Below are 18,985 nucleotides of genomic sequence, written 5' to 3'. Positions count from 1 at the left end.
AGAGGCTATCCCGATACGGGGTCCACGCGGCCCCGAACGTGCCTGAGCCAACGGATGTGGCCGTTGGATGCGTGAAAGGCTCCGAGCCGATCGACGCGGGAGTAGATGTCAAGCTCTTCACTCAATCATCAACCTCCGGCGTGCCTTGGTGGCCGCCGGTCATAGGCTTGTCCCGAACAACACCACCCGCTTGGAGCCTCCACATGCGTTTCACGATCAAATTAAAACTGAGCCTAGTGTTCGGTTTCATTGTCCTCCTCACCTGCGCCATGGCCGGGTTGTCGATCTACAACCTGTCCTCGCTCAACAACGACATTTCTGAAATGGTTGCAGGCCCCGTTGCCAACCTGCGAGATTCCGGAGAGCTTTCGGATGCCGTCCTGCGTTCTATCCGCTCGGAGAAGGACGCTATCATCAACACCGATCCATCCAAGATCAATGGTTACGTCGACGAAGTCACGCAGCAGCGCGAACTGGTCAAAACTCTGGTGCAACGTCTTTCGACATCGCCCGACCCTGATGTCCGCAATGGCATAACCCAGTTTGCTGATCTCTATGGCAAATGGCTACCGTTGCAGGATCGCGTCATCGTCCTCGCAAAGGAAAATACTACCGAATCCAACAGCCAGGCCGGTAACATCTCGATGGGCGAAGGTCAGCAGATTACCGTCCAGCTCTTGCAGGTCCTGTCCAAGCTGAGCAGCACCGTCACCGGCAACGTCGCCGAAACGGATTCGGCCACCAACGACCAGTATGCCACCTCGCGCAATCTTCTGGTCTCGATGACCATCGGACTGATCATCGTGGCGTCCATTTCCGCGCTCTGGATACTGCTCAATATCTCTCGCGGCCTGAAGCGCGCGGTGAGCCTTGCCGATGCCGTCAGCATTGGCGATCTCGATCAGGAGATCGAACACAAAAGCAACGACGAAATCCGCGATCTGGTGACCTCGATGAGCCGGATGACGGCGAACCTTCGCAACACAGCGACGATCGCATCGCAGATCTCGGACGGCGACCTTACGGTTGCGCCGAAGCCGCTGTCGGACAAGGATACGCTCGGCATGGCACTGGAGCAGATGGTCGACCGCCTTCGTGGCGTCGTTGCCGATGCCCTGTCCGCTTCCGATAACGTTTCTTCCGGTAGCCAGGAACTCTCGGCCAGCTCCGAGCAGGTCTCCCAGGGCGCAACAGAGCAGGCGGCCTCCGCCGAGGAAGCCTCTGCGGCGATGGAGGAAATGGCCTCGAACATCAAGCAGAACGCCGACAACGCCGCCCAGACGGAAAAGATCGCCCGTCAGTCTGCCAAGGATGCGGAAGCCTCTGGCGAAGCCGTTACCCGCGCCGTCAGCGCCATGCGGACCATCGCCGAGAAGATCGGCATCGTCCAGGAAATCGCTCGTCAGACCGATTTGCTGGCCCTGAATGCAGCCGTCGAAGCCGCACGTGCCGGCGAACATGGCAAGGGCTTTGCCGTCGTCGCCTCCGAAGTCCGCAAGCTTGCCGAACGCAGCCAGTCGGCGGCTGCCGAGATCGGCTCGATGTCGAGCGATACGGTGAAGGCAGCCGCTGAAGCCGGTGAGATGCTCGGTCGCTTGGTGCCGGATATCCGCAAGACTGCCGAGCTGATCTCGGAAATCAGTGCCGCCTGCCGCGAGCAGGATATCGGTGCCTCGCAGATCAACGAAGCGATCCAGCAGCTCGACAAGGTCACCCAGCAGAACGCTGGTGCCTCGGAGCAGATGTCGGCAACATCGGAAGAACTGGCTGCCCAGGCCGAAGAGCTGCAGACGTCGATCGCCTTCTTCAAGGTCGACCAGGGTTCCAAGAAAACTACCCGTGCCCCTGCCGTGCGGACCACCGCCCGGACACCGGTCACTTCCGCCCGCAAAGCTCCGGGCTCGAAGGCAAGCAATACGGTCGCAGGCCAGCAGGCACGGCTGAAGGGCTACGCACTCGATCTCTCCATGGGCGGCCCGGACGATGGCGACATGGACTTCAAGGAAAGCGCATAATCATGGCCACAGCACCTCTCGAATCGCAATTCGTCACCTTCAGCCTCGGCGAGGAAGTCTTCGCCGTGCCGGTCGAAGTGGTTCGCGAAATTCTCGATTATGCCGAGGCTTTCAAGATCCCCAACGGTCCGGATTACCTGCTCGGCCTGCGCGATGTGCGCGGGCAGGGGGTACCCACCATCGATCTCAGGCTGAAGCTCGGTCTATCGAAGACCATCCCGACACCGCATACCCGCGTGCTGGTTCTCGACATTCCAATCGGTCCGAAAACTCTGACGCTTGGCCTCGTTGCAGACAGGGTTTTCGAGGTGACGCCGTTCTTGCGTGACCAGATCGAAGCGGCTCCGGATATCGGCATTCGCTGGCGTTCCGACTACATCGCCGGCGTCGTCCGCCGCGAGAACGGCTTCGTCGTCATCGTCGACCTAGCGCAATTGCTGTCGCGCGAGGACACCGCGATGCTCTCCCCGCGCACCGGCCAAGCAGCGTGAGTGGGCAGCGGATGAGAGTGGCCCAACAGGAAAGCCAGGCTTTCGGCGATCACATCAGCAAGCGCAATTTCGAAAAGCTTGCCCAGTTCATCTACGAGTATAGCGGCATCAAGATGCCGACGACGAAACTGACGATGCTCGAGGGCCGCCTGCGCCGGCGCCTCCGGGCAACGGGGATCACTTCCTTCGACGACTATTGCGATTTCCTGTTCAACGGCGACGGGCTCGAAACCGAGACGGTGCACCTGATCGATGCGGTCACGACCAACAAGACTGATTTCTTTCGTGAGCCGAAGCACTTCGAATACATGGAAGCTGTGGCCTTGCCCGATCTCGTCAAACGCGGGGAACGGCGGCTGCGGGCGTGGAGTTCTGCCTGCTCGACAGGCGCCGAGCCCTACACGATGGCGATGGTGCTGTCAGAGTTTGCCGAACGCGTGCCCGGTATCGACTATTCGGTGCTTGCAACAGATCTCAGCACCGACGTGCTGGAGGCGGCCCGTATCGGGATTTACGCCGACAGCCTCGTTGAGCCGGTGCCTGCCAATCTTCGCCGGAAATATGTGATGAGCTCGAAGCAGCAGCAACGGCGGGAGGTGCGCATCGCGCCGCGTTTGCGGTCGCATGTCGGTTTTGGCCGGATGAACCTGATGGACAAGTCCTACGGTGTCGGCGGTCCCATGCACATTATCTTCTGCCGCAACGTTCTCATCTACTTCGACAAACCCACCCAGGCAGATGTCATCGGCCGCCTGTGCGACTGCCTGCTTCCGGGCGGCTATCTGTTTATCGGCCACTCGGAATCGCTTGCCGGCATCGACCTGCCCTTGAAGCAGGTGTCAAACACTGTCTTTCAGCGCCTCTAAATGCATGGAAAAGGTATGCCAAAGAAAATTCGAGTTCTGATTATCGATGACTCCGCCAGTGTCCGGCAAACCTTGACCGCGATCCTGTCCGACGATCCCGAAATCGAAGTCATGGGAGTGGCTGCGGACCCATTTGCGGCGGCACGGAAGATCCAGGAGGAAATCCCGGATGTCATCACCCTGGATGTCGAGATGCCGCGGATGGATGGCATTACCTTTCTGCGCAAGCTGATGCTGCAGCGGCCGATCCCGGTCGTCATGTGCTCGTCGCTGACGGAGGCGGGCTCAGAGACCTTGCTGCAGGCGCTTGAGGCGGGCGCCGTCGATATCATCCTCAAGCCCCGGATCGGCGCTGCAGACTATCTGGCCGAAGAAGCGATGCGGATCCGCGAGGTCGTCAAGGCCGCGTCGCATGCTCGAATTCCGGGCAGCAAGCGGGCGGCCGAGGGAGTTGCCGCACGGGCTGGCGCTCCCGCCGCAAAGCTGACGGCCGACGTCATGCTGCCACCGCCAACCGGCAGGGCGATGGCAAAGACCACTGAGATGGTCGTTTGCGTCGGAGCTTCGACGGGCGGGACGGAGGCGCTGCGTGCGCTGCTCGAGGCATTGCCTGCGAACGCGCCGGGCATGGTCATCGTCCAGCACATGCCGGAGAAATTCACGGCAGCCTTCGCAAAGCGGCTGAATGGCCTCTGCGAGGTCGAGGTCAAGGAAGCTGTCGACGGCGATCCGGTCCTGCGCGGCCACGTGCTGATTGCGCCCGGCGACCGGCATATGCTTCTGGAACGCCACGGTGCCCGCTACTCGGTGTCTGTAAAGCCGGGGCCGCTCGTCTCCCGCCACCGTCCATCGGTCGACGTGCTGTTTCGGTCGGCCGCACGGGCTGCCGGCTCGAATGCCATGGGGGTCATCATGACCGGCATGGGCGACGACGGTGCGCGCGGCATGCTGGAGATGAAGCAGGCCGGCGCCTATACGGTTGCCCAGGACGAGGCAAGTTGCGTGGTCTTCGGCATGCCGAAGGAAGCCATCGCCCATGGCGGCGTCGACCGTATCCTGCCGCTCGACCAGCTGGCCCGCGAAATCCTGATTGCGCAGCAGAAGTTCTAGGCTCAGGCTCTTGGTTGCCGCCTTGCGCTGCTTCCAGCGGCGGCGACATCCGCATTTGGCTATCGTCTCAAGCGGTGGGATCGGGCTCGTTAAATTAACGATCCTTGAGCGGCGCAACGCAGCTATGCGGCTGTGCCCTTGAAATGCGCACGATTTTGTGGTCTTGAGGCCGCCAATCTTTATCGCGCCGCCGATCCCGCTCCGCCGGGACCCTGATCCGGGTCCGGATGGCGTCTTTCGTGTTTCAAGGAATTGCCATATGGCTCGCTCTGCTCTTCTCAATGTCATGGTCCAGGCCGCCCTCAAGGCTGGCAAGTCCCTGAGCCGCGATTTCGGCGAGGTGCAGAACCTGCAGGTCTCCGTCAAGGGCCCCGGCGATTTCGTCTCGCAGGCGGATTTCAAGGCTGAAAAAATCATCCGCGAAGAGCTGATGAAGGCGCGGCCGACCTACGGCTTCCTCGGCGAGGAAAGCCAGGAAATCATCGGCACCGACGGTGCCCATCGCTGGATCGTCGATCCGCTCGATGGTACGACGAACTTCCTGCACGGCATTCCGCTGTTTGCGGTTTCGATCGGCCTGGAACGCAACGGCGAGATCGTCGCCGGCGTCATCTTCAATCCGGCGACGGACGAACTCTACACCTCCGAGCGTGGCGGCGGTGCCTTCCTCAACGATCGTCGCCTGCGTGTTGCCGGCCGCCGTGTGCTGTCGGATTGCGTCATCACCTGCGGCGTCCCGCATCTGGGTCGCGGCAGCCACGGCAAGTTCCTTGTCGAGTTGCGCCATGTCATGGGCGAAGTCTCCGGTGTTCGCCGGCTGGGCTCTGCGGCGCTCGATCTGGCCTATGTGGCTGCCGGTCGCTTCGACGGCATGTGGGAAACCGGGCTTAACGCTTGGGATATCGCTGCCGGCGTGCTGCTGATCCGCGAAGCCGGCGGCTTCCTGTCCGATTTCGACGGTGGCACCGAGATGCTTGCGAAAGGCTCGATCATCTGCGGCAACGAGTACATCCAGAAGGCGCTGTTGGAAGTCGTCAAGCGTCCGATCCCGACCCGTTAAGCCAAGCAAACACGCAGCTTAGGCCAGTCGGATAGCCTACCGCAACGCACATGTTTTGTGGGCCGATACTCTTCAATTCGGCGCAATGATGCTCTAGTCTTCGCAGGCGGAAAATCTGCGGTGGCTGAGGTATTCATGAAAAATGTGAAATTGTCGGATCTTGGGTCGACTGACGATCCGATGCAGAGCCGCGCGTACAGGCTATCGAGCCCGATGGCCTTTTTCTGGACGATGATCCTGTTTCTCATCATTGTCGGCTTTATCGCCGCCATCCTGTTCCGCCAGGGGCAGGAAGCCTTCATGCACAATCCGGGCCTGAACGGCCTGATCCTCGGCGTTCTCGTCGTCGGCATCATCCTTGTTTTCAACCATGTGCTTTCCCTCAGGCCGGAAGTCCGCTGGTTCAACTCCTTCCGCGTTGTTGGCGATGCCGACAAGGTCGACCTCAATCCAAAACTGCTGGCGCCGATGCGCGCTCTTCTCGGCAGCCGCAAGTCGATGTCGCTTTCGACTGCAACACTGCGCTCCATCCTCGATTCGATTGCCTCGCGGCTCGACGAATCCCGGGATATATCGCGCTATCTGATCGGACTGTTGGTCTTCCTCGGCCTGCTCGGCACCTTCTGGGGCCTGATCGGCACGATCGGATCGATCAACAAGGTCATCCAGTCGCTCGATGTGGCCGAGGGTGGCGACATCCTGGGCACGCTGAAGGAAAGTCTCGCCGCGCCGCTGGTCGGCATGGGTACGGCGTTTTCGTCTTCACTGCTCGGTCTTTCCGGTTCACTGATCCTCGGTTTCCTCGACCTGCAGGCCGGGCGGGCGCAGAGCCGTTTCTACACGGAACTGGAAAACTGGCTGTCATCGGTCACCGATGTCGGTTCCGACATGTCGTCCGTGCCCGACGCTACTAATGGAGCCTCTGCGGATGATGTCCGCGCCTTGTCTGAACAGATGCGCCAGATCGCTGAAGAAGGCGGCAGCGGCCAGCGATCGGTCGCGGCCATGGCCAACCTTGCCGACGGCATCCAGGGACTGGTCAAGAACATGCGCAACGAGCAGCAGATGCTGCGGGACTGGATCGAAGCGCAGCAGGAAGAAGCGAAGTCGATGCGCCGGACGCTGGACCGGCTGTCGGATCGTATCGGAAGTATCGAAAAGACCGGGAGCAAGTAGCCATGGCGCTCTCGCGCAACCGCCGGACCCAGCGGACGATCGACTATTGGCCCGGCTTCGTCGACGCGCTGTCGACTCTGCTGATGGCGATCATGTTCTTGCTGACGGTATTCGTCATCGGCCAGTTCATCCTCAGCCGGCAGCTCAGCGGTCGCGACGAGGTGCTTGCCCGGCTGAACGGCCAGATCAACGAACTGACGCAACTGCTGGCGCTGGAAAAGAGCGGCAAGCAGGATCTCGAGGATTCCGTTGCCAACCTGCAGGCGTCGCTGGCCTCGGCGCAAAGCGAGAAGTCCCGGCTGCAGACGTTGCTGGCTGCTGGCTCCGGCAGCACTGAGGCCTCGCAGGCGAGGATTGGCAGCCTGACGCAGCAGCTCGACGACCAGAAGCAGGCGAGCAGCCGTGCCCTCAGCCAGGTCGACTTGCTGAACCAGCAGATTGCCGCGCTGCGCAACCAGATCGCGGCGGTCGAGGCGGCCCTGCAGGCATCGGAAGCCAAAGACGATTCTTCACAGGTAAAGATTGCCGATCTCGGCCGGCGGCTGAATGTCGCTCTCGCCCAGAAGGTTCAGGAGCTCAACCGCTACCGTTCGGACTTTTTCGGGCGCCTGCGCGAAATCCTGTCCGACCGCGACAATATCCGCATCGTCGGCGACCGCTTCGTATTCCAGTCGGAAGTCCTGTTTCCGTCAGGCGGGGCAGATCTCAACCCGCAGGGCTTGACCGAAATGACCAAGCTCGCAAAGGCGCTGATCGACGTCGCCAAGGAAATCCCGCCGGAGATCAACTGGGTGCTGCGTGTCGACGGTCATACCGACAATGTGCCGCTGTCCGGGACCGGCAAGTATGCCGACAACTGGGCCCTGTCGTCCGCCCGCGCCATCGCGGTCGTCAAATACCTGATCTCGCAAGGTGTTCCTGCGGACCGGCTGGTAGCGGCAGGTTTTGGCGAATTCCAGCCCATTGCGCCGGGGGATACGCCGGAGGCTCGCGCCACCAACCGGCGCATCGAGCTCAAGTTGACCGAGAAGTAATCGGCACGATCTGGTTCCCTGACCAACCCGATGATCAAGCAAAGCCGGCGCGCGGGCGTCGGCTTTGCTGATTTGGGAAGGCTACAGTCCGGCCTCAGACCGTGGCGCTCGTCTGGTCGTCTATGTCGGCGCCGGGTGTGTTCTTCTTGATCGATTCGATAGCATGCATGGCCGAGGCCTTTGCCTTGTAGCCTTCCGACGAGAACATCGTTTCGCCGTTCGATGCCTTGAACCGGAAACGAAATTCGCCGGCTTTGTCCTTGTAGACTTCAAATTTGTACATGGTGCTCGTCTCCCTGTCTGGACGTTCGTCTTTCGGCTGCTTGCAGCGCTTGGCAATGCCGCCTGAAAGATGGAGGTCTGTCAAGATGGAGCGGGCGGCAAAATGCAAGCTGCAGGGCGAGAGCTGCCTTGGGCGGAGGGTTCAGCCTCCGTGCAGTCGCCCGGGGTGTCAGTTCACCATCGTCAGGCGCTGCTCGATGCCGGTGTCGAATTGCAGCCGGGCAAGCTTGGCGTAGATCCCGCCGTGCTGCACGAGGCTCTGGTGGGTGCCTTCCTCGACGATGCGGCCATGATCGAGCACGAGGATGCGGTCTGCTTTCAGCACGGTCGCCAGCCGGTGGGCGATGACGATGGTGGTGCGGGTTTCCATGAGGTCGTCGAGTGCTTTCTGCACGAGCATCTCGCTCTCGGCATCGAGCGCCGACGTTGCTTCGTCGAGCAGCAGGATCGGGGCGTTCTTGAGCACGGCGCGGGCAATCGCAATGCGCTGGCGCTGGCCGCCGGAGAGCGTGATGCCGCGTTCGCCGGTGGGCGTATCGTAGCCTTCGTCGAGACGGCTGATGAATTCATCCGCCTGGGCCGCAATGGCGGCCGCACGGACCTCTTCGCGCGTCGCTCCAGGGCGGCTGAAGGCGATGTTGTCATGGATAGAGGCCGCAAAGATCGTTACATCCTGGGGCACGATGGCGATCTGCGAGCGCAGGGCATCGAGAGATAACTGGCGGGTATCGATACCGTCGACAGAGACGGTGCCGCTCTGCGGGTCGTAGAAACGCAGGATCAGCGAGAATATGGTGCTCTTGCCGGCACCGGACGGTCCGACGATAGCGACCGTCTCGCCCGGCCGGACGCCGAGTGACAGGCCGTGAAGGGCTGCCTTGCCGGGGCGCGACGGATAGGCGAAATGCACATCCGAGAACTCGACGCGGCCAATGTGGGGCGTCGGCAGGGGGAGGGGATATTCCGGCTCTGCGATGGCCGACCGTTCCGCCAGCAGTTCTCCGATGCGGTCTGCGGCGCCGGCGGCCTGGGAAAGCTCGCCCCAGACTTCCGAAAGTGCGCCAAGCGATCCAGCCGATATGACGGAGTAAAGCAGGAACTGGCTCAGCGTTCCCGGCGACATGGTTCCTGACAGAACATTCTGGGCACCGACCCAGAGGACGGCAACCACGCTGCCGAAAATCATGGTGATGGCAAAGCCCGTCAGCAGGGCGCGGGATTTGACGGCCGAGCGAGCGGCCTCGTAGGCGTTCTCGACGGCGCTGCCATAGCGGGCAGCAGCGGCGTTCTCGCCGTTAAAGGCCTGGATGGTGCGGGTAGCGCCGATTGTCTCGTTGGCATAGGCAGAGGCGTCCGCCAGCATGTCCTGGGCGGCGCGCGAGCGCTTGCGGACGTTGCGGCCGAACGCGACCAGTGGGAACACCACCAGCGGAATGGCGATCAGCACGATGCTTGACAGTTTCGGGCTGGTGAAGATCATCATGCCTATGGCGCCGAAACAGAGGATGATGTTGCGCAGGGCGACAGACGCGGTAGCGCCGACGGCCGACTTGATCTGCGTGGTGTCGGCGGTCAGCCGCGACATGATCTCGCCGGACTGGTTTATATCGAAGAAGGATGGGGATAGACGGGTCACATGGTCGAAGACCTCGCGGCGCAGGTCGGAGACGATGCGTTCGCCCAGCGTGATGACGAAATAGTAGCGCAGCGCACTCGACATGGCGAGAACGACGGCCATCACCATCAGCATCACGAAGTAGCTGTTGATGAAGGTTCCGTCGCTTTGCGCAAACCCGTGGTCGATCAGCCGGCGGACGGCAAGCGGCAGGGCCAGCGAGGTGATCGCTGCGAGCGCGAGAGCGATGACGGCGCCCGTAACCATGCGACGGTAGCGCTGCAGATAGGGCAGCAGGCGTCCGAGCGGTCGAATGGATTTGCGTGGCTTGGCGCCTGCCTCTCCCGTTTCTGACACGTCGTCTCCTATCCCTGTAAAGCCAGGCTTTGGGCCCTGATCGGCCCTTGTTATCTGCGTGGCCTTGCTGTATAGGCACCGCATCGTAATTGGAAGCCGTGGCCGCCATCTGCTGCGGCTTCATTTATTCAATCGGGTCGGTCGCTGCAATGGCTTGCGACAAATGGACCCTGGCATGGCAGGAATATTGTTATGAAGGCAAACATCCATCCCGAATACCACACCATCAAGGTCGTCATGACCGATGGCACCGAATATGAAACCCGCTCCACCTGGGGTTCTGAAGGCGCCACGATGAACCTCGAAATCGACTCCAAGTCGCACCCGGCATGGACCGGCGGCAATCAGCAGATGATGGACCGCGGCGGCCGTATCTCAAAGTTCAACAAGCGTTTCGGCGGTCTCGGCGTCTAATACGCCGCTTTATCGTTATGTTTCTGAGGGGCCCGGTTTTGCCGGGCTTTTCTTTGTCCTGCCGCCAGGCGGTTGACAACAAAAAACCGGCCGCGCGATGAGCGGGCCGGCTTTCCAAGAAAGAGAGGTTTGATCGGATCAGTTCATGCCGAAAGCGGTCTGGAGCAGGCTAAGCTGCGCCTTGACGCTGTTCTGGTTGTCCGGAACGATGGTCTCTGAAGGGCGATAGATCTCGCGATCGAGAATTGCTACGCGGTTCTGCAAGCGAAGGGAGCGCTCTACGAGGTCGCGGAAGGATTCCGGAAGATCACCCCAGCCAGGCGCCGTCTTGTCGACGTTGAAACCGTCCAGGCGGACCTTATTCTTTTCGGTGAGGACCTGGTCGCGCGACATCTCGCCGTTGTTGACGGCACGCTGCAGCAGGAGCCAAGAAGCCATCTGCATCAGACGTGTGGTCAGGCGCATGGATTCCGCTGCGTAAAGCACCGATGCCATGCGCGGCAGGACCTTGGAAGCAGCACGACCATTACCATCGAGGTAAGCCGCTGTCTCTTCCACGAGGGACATACCCTCTGCATACAGCGCCTTGAATTGCGACGACGAGGCGGCACGACCTGCAAAGCTAACGGTGTTCAATCCAAGTTCAGACATCAGAGTAGTCCCTGTTGCAGACAGTCAGTTTTGCTTATGTAACGCCGGCAGGTCGCAAAAGGTTTCGATTAGGCGGCGCTGATTGACTTCAAGATGGTAGTTTTACCCCAGATCTGCAAGTCGATTCTTAATAGAAGGTTAATCTCCACAGTTTCCTTGGCCTGCGCCGGCAGGCAAAGACAAAAAAAGAGCCGCAAAAAGCGGCTCTGAAGGTGAAACAGGGAGAAAAATCAGACCAATTCGCCAAATGGTGAAAAACTGTCTGAGTCCAGACAAAATCCGGATGTTCACAGTAATGAATGATAAAGCTTAATTTTTAGTTAAAGACGCCCCGAAATTGTACTTGCTGCTATGCAGATTGCCGAGGCGGCGGGTAAATTTCAGGAACGGAAAAGGCTCTCGGCTGCCCTCCGACCGGAGGCCTTTTCGTTGCAGGCAAGTTCGAGACGCGCGATTTCCTCGTGAAGACGAGAGATACGCTCCTTCAGCTCATCGACCGACAGCAGGGTGATATCGCTACCGATCTCGTGGATACCCGGCTTTTTCGGACGGTCGTCGTCAAACAGGCTCATCGCGGTTTCTCCTTCATCCGTATTTGACGGCAGGATCGTCCGTTTCGGTCGGCGTGTCCATGGGGTTGGCCATCGACATGCTTTCCGGCGTGATCATCTGGTTGTTGGCAGACGGCATGTTCGTGTAGGCATCGCGCTCTCCGGCTGGAATGGCGGCGCGCTGGCGGCTGCGGAAGATGGAATAGCCGCTGATCGCCAGATGGGCGATCGCGGTGATGAGGAACAGTGAGTAGGGGCCAATGGCAGACATAATCGGGCCGCTCATGGTCGGTCCGATGATGGTGCCTATCCCATAGAGCAGCAGCAGGCCGCCCGACACCTTCACATATTCCTCCGGCGAGGCGAAGTCGTTCGCATGGGCGACGGTGATCGGATAGAGCGTGTTGGCCGCAGCGCCGTAGACGATAACGAGGCTGATCAGCAGATAGGGCGTGCTGGGCTGGAAGATAAACAACAGCAGCCCATCGACGGCAGCAATCGCGGCCATGATGGCCAGCACGTAGCGGCGGTCGATACGGTCGGAGAGCCGGCCCGCCGGCAGTTGCATCATCGCGCCGGCAAAGATGGTCGAACTCATCATGATGGCAATGTTGCCTTCGTCAAGGCCAGCACGGGCGCCGAAGACAGCACCGAGCGTGCCATAGGCACCGTTGGCGATGCCGACGAGCAGGATGCCGATGCACGAGACGGGTGAGTTTCTGTAGATGGCCGGGAGGTCGAGCTTGATGGCCTTCAGGGGCTGCGGCGAGGCGGCGTTGGACAGCGTCGTCGGCAGCATGGCTACGCAGTAGCAGATGCCGCAGACCATGAAGAGCATCGGCGTATGGATGTCGCCGAACGGGATCATCATCTGGCCGCCGACGGCGCCTATCAGGGTGATGCCGATGTACAGCGAAAAGATCGCGCCCCGGCTTTCGTTGGTGGCGCGCTCGTTCAGCCAGCTCTCGATGATCATCGAGGTGCCGGCGGTGCAGAAGCCGGTGACGGCTCGCAGCGCCACCCACCAGGCGGAATCGACGATCAGGCCGGTCAGCAGGGCGATGATGGCGATGACGGCGATGAAGCCCGAAAAGGCGCGGACATGACCGACTCGACGGACGAGCTTGGGCGCCGTCAGGCAACCCAGCACGAAGCCCGTTGCCCATGTCGTTCCGAGCAGGCCGAGCGTCGTCGTTGCATAGCCCTCGGCCGTGCCGCGAACGGGTAGCAGCAGGCTGTGAAGGCCGTTGCCCATGAACAGGAACAGGGTTCCGAACAGGAGCGCGAGGACGGGCAGAATATTTCTTTTCATATCCTATTGTCCGCTGGTCAGGCTTAAAAATCAGATAAGACGGCGGGGACAGGCATCGGTAGGCCCGTTCAGGCCAGTTTTTCGAGGAGAAAAATGTCCTGTCTGTGGCCGTGACCAGACAACAGAGAATTTTATGTCCAAACTCATAGGCTTGCTGCTGCTTCTGGCGATGGTGGTGCATCTGATCCGACCGCTCGGCCTGCCCGGGCTGCGGCGGCGCGCGGACTTCTGGAAGATCGCGATTTTGGCCTTCGCCATCTGGACGTTCGCGCTGGTGTTTCGCGAAGCGCTCTGATGCTGATGTAGCAATAGAAATGGCCCGGCTGTGGCAAGCCGGGCCATGGAGTCTACGAGCATTCGGTTAGGCAACCTTCAAGTGCTTGCCGCGTCTGGACAGTATCAGGCCTTGTTGACGCTGGCTGAGTAGATCTCATCGATCGTTTCGGCCAGGTTGGCGTCGAATTCGGCGTCGCTCATCGTGACGCGCAGGTTTTCTGTCAGCGCGCGCGAGAAGCTGGCGATCATGCCATGGTTATGGCTGAGCTTCTCGCATGCATCCGTGCGGCTGTAGCCACCGGAAAGGGCTACGACCCGGACGACCGACTTGTGAGAAATGAGCGGAGCGTAGAAATCGGCGACCGTCGGGATCGTCAGCTTCAGCATCACGGTTTCGGATGCAGGCAGCAGATCGAGCTGCTTTGCGATTTCGTCGCGAAGAATGGCTTCGGCCTCTGTCTTCGTTGCGCTTTTGATGGAGACTTCAGGCTCAATAATCGGCATCAGGCCGTGACTGATGATCTGGCGGGCAACCTCGAACTGCTGCTTGACGACGGCGGCAATCCCGGCCTTGTCGGCATTGCCAATCACCGAGCGCATCTTGGTGCCGAAAATTCCCTTTTCGCGGCCGCGCTTCAGGAGGGCGTCCAACTCCGGCATCGGCTTCATCAACTGGACGCCATTTTCTTCGGCAAGCAATCCCTTGTCGACCTTGAGGAGAGGCACGACGCCGCGCTTTTCCCAAAGAAATGAGGGAACTGGCTGGCCGTCGACGTCGCCGTCCATGGTCCGCTCGAAAAGGATGGCGGCGATAATCTTGTCACCGGTAAAGGCAGGCGCGCTCATGATGCGGACGCGCATGGCGTGCATCAGGCGATACATTTCATCGTCGCCCTGGTAGTCGGTCTCGGAAATGCCGTAGAGACGCAACGCACCGGGCGTCGAACCACCGCTCTGGTCCAGCGCCGCAATGAATCCCGGTGCAGAGCTCATCTTGTCCAACATCTTCGCGTCTACCATAGTTCACTCCCTATCCCTCGAAGCGGCGCATTGCGCACGCACGGATGTTGTTTCATTTCACGACCGACCGGCAACGCCTCTATCGATCAAACTAATGGATCTGCATCTCCAAGACGTTCGGTCCTTTCATGCTCTCCCAACACTGCCGGACCTGCGATACCAGAAGAATTTTAAAAGGAAAATCCTAGGTTAAGCTACTGAAACGATTGAAATGAATTCAATCGTTTGTAATGTCTGCGGCTACACTAGCACCAACGAAAAGACCGCGAAAGCTTTCGCTTTCACGGTCATCAAAACTTCAACTGGACGGGCGAACCGCCATTATGCAACTCACGCCTTGGCTTGAGCTTCCAGCGCTGCAACGCCCGGCAGGACCTTGCCTTCCATCCATTCCAGGAAGGCGCCGCCGGCGGTGGAGACGTAGGTAAAGTCGTCGGAAACGCCGGCGTGGTTGAGCGCCGAAACCGTGTCGCCACCGCCGGCAACCGATGTCAGCTTGCCCGACTTGGTGCATTCGGCGGCAAACTTGGCGACAGCCACGGTTGCTGCATCGAAAGGCGTGATCTCGAAGGCGCCGAGCGGGCCGTTCCAGACCAGCGTTTCGGCGCGGCCGACCCAGGCCTTGATCTGCTCGACCGTTTTCGGGCCGACATCGAGGACCATGGCGTCGGCTGGAATGCTGTCGATGATGACGACTTCGTTCGCAGCGCCGGCCTTGAATTCGCGGGCAACCACACCGTCTTCCGGCAGCACGATGGAGCAGCCGGACTGGGCTGCCTCAAGCATGATCTGGCGTGCCGTATCTGCAAGGTCGTGTTCGCAGAGCGACTTGCCGACTTCGGTGCCACGGGCGGCGATGAAGGTGTTGGCCATGCCGCCACCGATGACCAGTGCATCGACCTTCTTGACGAGGTTCATCAGCAGATCGATCTTGCTCGACACCTTGGCGCCACCGACGATCGCAACTACCGGGCGGACGGGATTGCCCAGGCCTTTTTCGAGGGCTTCAAGTTCAGCCTGCATCGTCCGCCCGGCGTAGGCCGGCAGCAGCTTTGCCAGACCTTCGGTCGAGGCATGGGCGCGATGGGCAGCCGAGAAGGCGTCGTTGATGTAGATGTCGCCGTTGTCTGCCAGCGACTGGGTGAAGGCAGGGTCGTTCTTTTCCTCGCCCTTGTGGAAGCGGGTGTTCTCGAGCAGCAGGATGTCGCCATCCTTCATCTTGGCGATCGCTTCCGTGGCGGGTGCGCCGATGGCATCGGAGGCGAAAAGGACGTCGTGGCCGAGCACCGACTTCACCGAGGAGACGATCTGCGACAGCGAAAATTCCGGTGTCGGGCCGTCCTTGGGGCGACCGAAATGTGCCATCAGGATGACCTTGGCGCCCTTGGCCGACAGTTCGAGGATGGTTGGGGCAACACGCTCGATGCGCGTGGTGTCACTGACATTCCCGTCCTTCATCGGCACGTTGAGATCGACGCGGACAAGCACGCGCTTGCCGACAATTTCGGTGAGATCGTCGAGGGTCTTGAAGCTTGGCATGGGAAAGATCCGCAAATTGATATGGTCGGAAGATGCGCCGACCATACTACGGATGGTCGGAGACGCAAGGCTGTCGGCCTGGGTTTTAGTCGCTACTCGAATCGTTTGAATTCGCCTTCGCGGCCCGTGCGCGGCGCCGCCTGAGGGCATCGCGAATGCGGTGGGCGATTTCGCGCATGTTGATGAACAGCGGCAGCGCATCGGTGGAATCGACCACTTCGAGTGACATGCCGACAGCCTTGATATGGTCGTTCTCGTCGAGGTCGCGAACGATCAATATGAGCGATCCGAGACGCACCCGGTCCGCATAGTCCGCCTTGCCGCCCAAGCGCTGGCGCATCAGTTCGGAAATCGTCAGGTTCTTCTCGTTTTCGTGCAGGAGGCCCGGGCCATAGGCAGCATCGAGATCCGCTGCCTGCCGCTGCGGCGAAATGGAGAAGGCGCCGAAGAACTCGGTATCTTCCGGATCGACCGGTGCGCGGGTGGCGAAAAGCCTGTCGAGCAGCCGCGAAAAGCTTGGCGCGATGAACAGGTAGACCAGATCGTTTTCCCGCAGCCGTCCGGCATATTGATAGCGCATCGACTTGCCGTCGCGCACCACCAGCGATGGCATGGCCCAGCGCGGGATCCGCTCTCCCAATAGCACAGGGCTGTCCTTGACAACGCGGTAGGAGAGCAGTTCGTGGTTGGCAGCGCCGGGCAGATCGACCTCGACCTTGTGAACGGCGCCGATGCGCGGCGGAATGATGAGCCCGAGCTTCTTGGCCACCGGCTTGATCGTCCAGCCCTGCAGCATCAGCGAGACGAGCACGATGATGAAGGCGACGTTGAAATATGTCTGGCCGAAATCGAGATTGCCGAGGATAGGCATGATGGCAAGCAGTATGGAGACGGCGCCGCGCAAACCGACCCAGGCGAGGAAGCCTGTCTCGCGCTGGGTATAGTCGAACGGCAGCAGACAGAGCCAGACGGCAACCGGTCGGGCGACGAAGATCAGCACCAGCGCCAGCAGTACGGCCGGCACGGCGATGGCTGGAAACTCCGACGGGGAGGCAAGCAGGCCGAGGACCAGGAACATGATGATCTGGGCGAGCCAGGTCATGCCGTCCTGGAAGCGCTTGATGGTCGCAGAGGCCGGCATCTTGTGGTTGCCGGCGTAGATGCCCGCGACATAGACCGCAAGAAAGCCGCTGCCGCCGACGGCGCCGGTGAACGAGAACACCAGCAGCGCCAGCGCCAGCACGAAGATCGGCGTCAGGCCGCGGTCGGTTTCGAGCTTGCCGGCGACCAGCACGATCATCATGCCGCCGAGCAAGCCGAGGATGACGCCGAGGCCCATCTGCTGGACGAACATGGCCAGCATGGCGATATTGACGCCGCCGACGCCTTCGCCGCTGCCGATCGCCTGTACCAGCGCAATGGTCAGGAAGATCGCCATCGGGTCGTTGGTGCCGGATTCGACTTCGAGCGTCGAGCGCACCTTGTCGCGGATATTGATGCCGCCGATGCGTAGCAGGAAGAAGACGGCGGCGGCATCCGTCGAGGCGACGATCGAGCCGAGAAGCAGGCCTTCCATCCAGCTGAAACCGAGAAGCCAGGATGCGGCCAGCCCGAAAATGGAGGCGGTAATGATGACCCCGAGCGAGGCTATCGTCAGAGCCGGGACGGCAGCCGCCTTGAAGGAGGACAGCGAGGTGCCAAAGCCGGAATCGAAAAGAATGACGGCCAGCGCGATCGAGCCGAGGATATAGGCGAGGTAATTGTTGCTGAAGGCGATGCCGAGCCCATCCTGGCCGGCCAGCAGGCCGATGACGAGAAACAGCAGTAGCAGGGGCGCGCCGAAGCGGAATGCGAGAAGGCTGGAGAAGGCGGCAATGAGGATCAGGACGGTGCAGACCAGGACGACGACATAAAATGCTTCCACGGACACTTCCCTTTTCTCGCATCCGGCCAGTGCCGGACGCCCCACGTCAGCCCGTAGCCGCGACGCGAGCCCTCCCTGCGCTCCCGTCCCCGACGCCGAATCCCCCAGCGCAAATGATTGCCCGCCGATTGTAGGCCATCCAGATTTGCTCTCAAAGGCTTAATGATCAATCTGGTCGATAGCTGGGCGAAATGTGGAATATCAAGTGTCTAAACAAAAAACGGCCCGGTTTCCCGAGCCGTTTTTCTAACGTGGCGGTGCAGTCGCTCAGATGGTCTTGGCGAAGGCGACGGCTGTGTCGGACATGCGGCTGGAGAAGCCCCATTCGTTGTCGTACCAGGAGAGCACGCGGACGAAATTGCCTTCCAGGACCTTGGTCTGGTCGAAGGCGAAGATCGACGAGTGGCTGTCGTGGGTGAAGTCGCGCGAAACCAGCGGCTCGTCGGTGTAGCCGAGGATGCCCTTCAGCTTGCCGTCGGAGGCAGACTTGATCACCTGGTTGATCTCTTCAACCGTGGTGTTGCGCTTGGCGACGAACTTGAAGTCGACGACGGAAACGTTCGGTGTCGGAACGCGGATCGACGTGCCGTCGAGCTTGCCCTTCAGTTCCGGCAGCACGAGGCCGACGGCCTTTGCGGCGCCGGTCGAGGTCGGGATCATGGACAGGGCTGCGGCGCGGGCGCGGTACAGGTCCTTGTGCATCGTGTCCAGCGTCGGCTGGTCGCCGGTGTAGGAGTGGATGGTGGTCATGAAGCCGTGGTCGATGCCGATGGCATCGTTCAGGACCTTGACGACGGGAACCAGGCAGTTGGTGGTGCACGACGCGTTGGAGATGACCAGGTGTTCCTTGGTCAGCTGGTCGTCGTTGACGCCGAAGACGACGGTAAGGTCGGCACCGTCGGCAGGGGCCGAGACGATAACGCGCTTGGCGCCGGCGGTCAGATGCAGGGCGGCCTTTTCACGCGATGTGAAGATGCCGGTGCATTCCATGGCGATATCGACGCCGAGTTCGCCATGCGGCAGGGCTGCCGGATCCTTGATCGCGGTGACCTTGATCGGCTTGCCGTTGCCGACGATGATCGTGTCGCCTTCGACCTTGACCGAGGCCGGGAACTTGCCGTGGATGGAATCGTAGCGCAGCAGGTGGGCATTGGTTTCGACCGGGCCGAGGTCGTTGATGGCAACGACTTCGATGTCGGTGCGGCCGGATTCGACGATGGCGCGCAGGATGTTGCGGCCGATGCGGCCGAAGCCGTTGATGGCAACTTTTACAGTCATGGTGGACACTCCCA

The 18,985-nt window shown here is 60.7% G+C and carries 18 protein-coding genes; 9 read left to right on the top strand and 9 right to left on the bottom strand.

Annotated elements, in window-relative coordinates; translation table 11 throughout:
- Window positions 1–203: 203 nt before the first annotated feature.
- The 7 genes from EQW76_RS21250 to EQW76_RS21215 all read left to right on the top strand — a co-directional run bounded on the left by EQW76_RS21250 (window position 204) and on the right by EQW76_RS21215 (window position 7,752).
- Complete coding sequence (locus tag EQW76_RS21250) at window positions 204–2,015, top strand: methyl-accepting chemotaxis protein (RefSeq protein WP_142830662.1); 1,812 nt, start codon at window positions 204–206, stop codon at window positions 2,013–2,015.
- A gap of 2 nt (window positions 2,016–2,017) precedes the next feature.
- Entirely contained in the window at window positions 2,018–2,506 is a 489-nt protein-coding gene (locus tag EQW76_RS21245; protein WP_142830663.1) for a chemotaxis protein CheW, read from the top strand.
- Between the two features lie 11 nt (window positions 2,507–2,517).
- A complete protein-coding gene (locus EQW76_RS21240; RefSeq protein ID WP_142830665.1) occupies window positions 2,518–3,372 on the top strand; it encodes a CheR family methyltransferase in 855 nt (284 codons plus the stop codon).
- Window positions 3,373–3,387: 15 nt separating this feature from the next.
- A complete protein-coding gene (locus EQW76_RS21235; protein ID WP_142830667.1) occupies window positions 3,388–4,482 on the top strand; it encodes a chemotaxis response regulator protein-glutamate methylesterase in 1,095 nt (364 codons plus the stop codon).
- A 259-nt stretch (window positions 4,483–4,741) separates the two neighbouring features.
- Window positions 4,742–5,542: an inositol monophosphatase family protein gene (locus EQW76_RS21225; RefSeq protein WP_142830669.1), complete on the top strand. Its 801-nt coding sequence runs from the start codon at window positions 4,742–4,744 to the stop codon at window positions 5,540–5,542.
- Between the two features lie 135 nt (window positions 5,543–5,677).
- Window positions 5,678–6,718, top strand: coding sequence for a MotA/TolQ/ExbB proton channel family protein (locus tag EQW76_RS21220; RefSeq protein WP_142830671.1), 1,041 nt, complete (start codon window positions 5,678–5,680; stop codon window positions 6,716–6,718).
- Window positions 6,719–6,720: 2 nt separating this feature from the next.
- Window positions 6,721–7,752 (top strand): peptidoglycan -binding protein, encoded by a 1,032-nt coding sequence (locus tag EQW76_RS21215; RefSeq protein ID WP_142830672.1) that lies wholly within the window; start codon window positions 6,721–6,723, stop codon window positions 7,750–7,752.
- 94 nt (window positions 7,753–7,846) lie between these two features.
- Here the strand turns inward: EQW76_RS21215 and EQW76_RS21210 are convergent, their stop codons facing one another.
- Together EQW76_RS21210 and EQW76_RS21205 are read right to left on the bottom strand one after the other, a co-directional pair.
- Window positions 7,847–8,035 carry a YegP family protein gene (locus EQW76_RS21210; protein WP_142830673.1) on the bottom strand — a complete coding sequence of 63 codons (189 nt, stop codon included), beginning with the start codon at window positions 8,033–8,035 and terminating at the stop codon, window positions 7,847–7,849.
- Between the two features lie 168 nt (window positions 8,036–8,203).
- Window positions 8,204–10,006, bottom strand: coding sequence for an ABC transporter transmembrane domain-containing protein (locus EQW76_RS21205; protein WP_224127955.1), 1,803 nt, complete (start codon window positions 10,004–10,006; stop codon window positions 8,204–8,206).
- Between the two features lie 192 nt (window positions 10,007–10,198).
- On the opposite strand from EQW76_RS21205, the gene rpmE reads away from it, so the two are divergent.
- Complete coding sequence (rpmE, locus tag EQW76_RS21200) at window positions 10,199–10,420, top strand: 50S ribosomal protein L31 (protein ID WP_111222384.1); 222 nt, start codon at window positions 10,199–10,201, stop codon at window positions 10,418–10,420.
- 138 nt (window positions 10,421–10,558) lie between these two features.
- On the opposite strand, the gene EQW76_RS21195 is transcribed toward rpmE, so the two are convergent.
- From EQW76_RS21195 to EQW76_RS21185, 3 genes are all read right to left on the bottom strand, one after another.
- Entirely contained in the window at window positions 10,559–11,071 is a 513-nt protein-coding gene (locus tag EQW76_RS21195) for a DUF1465 family protein (protein ID WP_111222385.1), read from the bottom strand.
- Between the two features lie 380 nt (window positions 11,072–11,451).
- Window positions 11,452–11,643, bottom strand: coding sequence for a DUF1192 domain-containing protein (locus EQW76_RS21190; RefSeq protein ID WP_142830675.1), 192 nt, complete (start codon window positions 11,641–11,643; stop codon window positions 11,452–11,454).
- 13 nt (window positions 11,644–11,656) lie between these two features.
- Window positions 11,657–12,934 carry an MFS transporter gene (locus EQW76_RS21185; RefSeq protein ID WP_142830676.1) on the bottom strand — a complete coding sequence of 426 codons (1,278 nt, stop codon included), beginning with the start codon at window positions 12,932–12,934 and terminating at the stop codon, window positions 11,657–11,659.
- A gap of 133 nt (window positions 12,935–13,067) precedes the next feature.
- Between EQW76_RS21185 and EQW76_RS29450 the strand changes: the two genes are divergently transcribed.
- Complete coding sequence (locus EQW76_RS29450) at window positions 13,068–13,229, top strand: hypothetical protein (protein WP_162854775.1); 162 nt, start codon at window positions 13,068–13,070, stop codon at window positions 13,227–13,229.
- Window positions 13,230–13,333: 104 nt separating this feature from the next.
- Here EQW76_RS29450 and EQW76_RS21180 read toward each other — a convergent pair whose 3' ends face one another.
- From EQW76_RS21180 to gap, 4 genes are all read right to left on the bottom strand, one after another.
- Window positions 13,334–14,230 (bottom strand): fructose bisphosphate aldolase, encoded by an 897-nt coding sequence (locus EQW76_RS21180; RefSeq protein ID WP_142830677.1) that lies wholly within the window; start codon window positions 14,228–14,230, stop codon window positions 13,334–13,336.
- Between the two features lie 330 nt (window positions 14,231–14,560).
- A complete protein-coding gene (locus EQW76_RS21175; protein ID WP_142830678.1) occupies window positions 14,561–15,769 on the bottom strand; it encodes a phosphoglycerate kinase in 1,209 nt (402 codons plus the stop codon).
- A gap of 85 nt (window positions 15,770–15,854) precedes the next feature.
- Window positions 15,855–17,693: a potassium/proton antiporter gene (locus EQW76_RS21170; protein WP_142830679.1), complete on the bottom strand. Its 1,839-nt coding sequence runs from the start codon at window positions 17,691–17,693 to the stop codon at window positions 15,855–15,857.
- A gap of 267 nt (window positions 17,694–17,960) precedes the next feature.
- Window positions 17,961–18,971 (bottom strand): type I glyceraldehyde-3-phosphate dehydrogenase, encoded by a 1,011-nt coding sequence (gene gap, locus EQW76_RS21165; protein ID WP_142830680.1) that lies wholly within the window; start codon window positions 18,969–18,971, stop codon window positions 17,961–17,963.
- Window positions 18,972–18,985: the final 14 nt, after the last annotated feature.

Source organism: Rhizobium sp. rho-13.1, from assembly GCF_007000305.1.
GTDB lineage: Bacteria > Pseudomonadota > Alphaproteobacteria > Rhizobiales > Rhizobiaceae > Rhizobium > Rhizobium rhododendri.
Note: the sequence above shows the minus strand (reverse complement) of the source record. Positions and strands in the feature narration are given on the sequence as shown.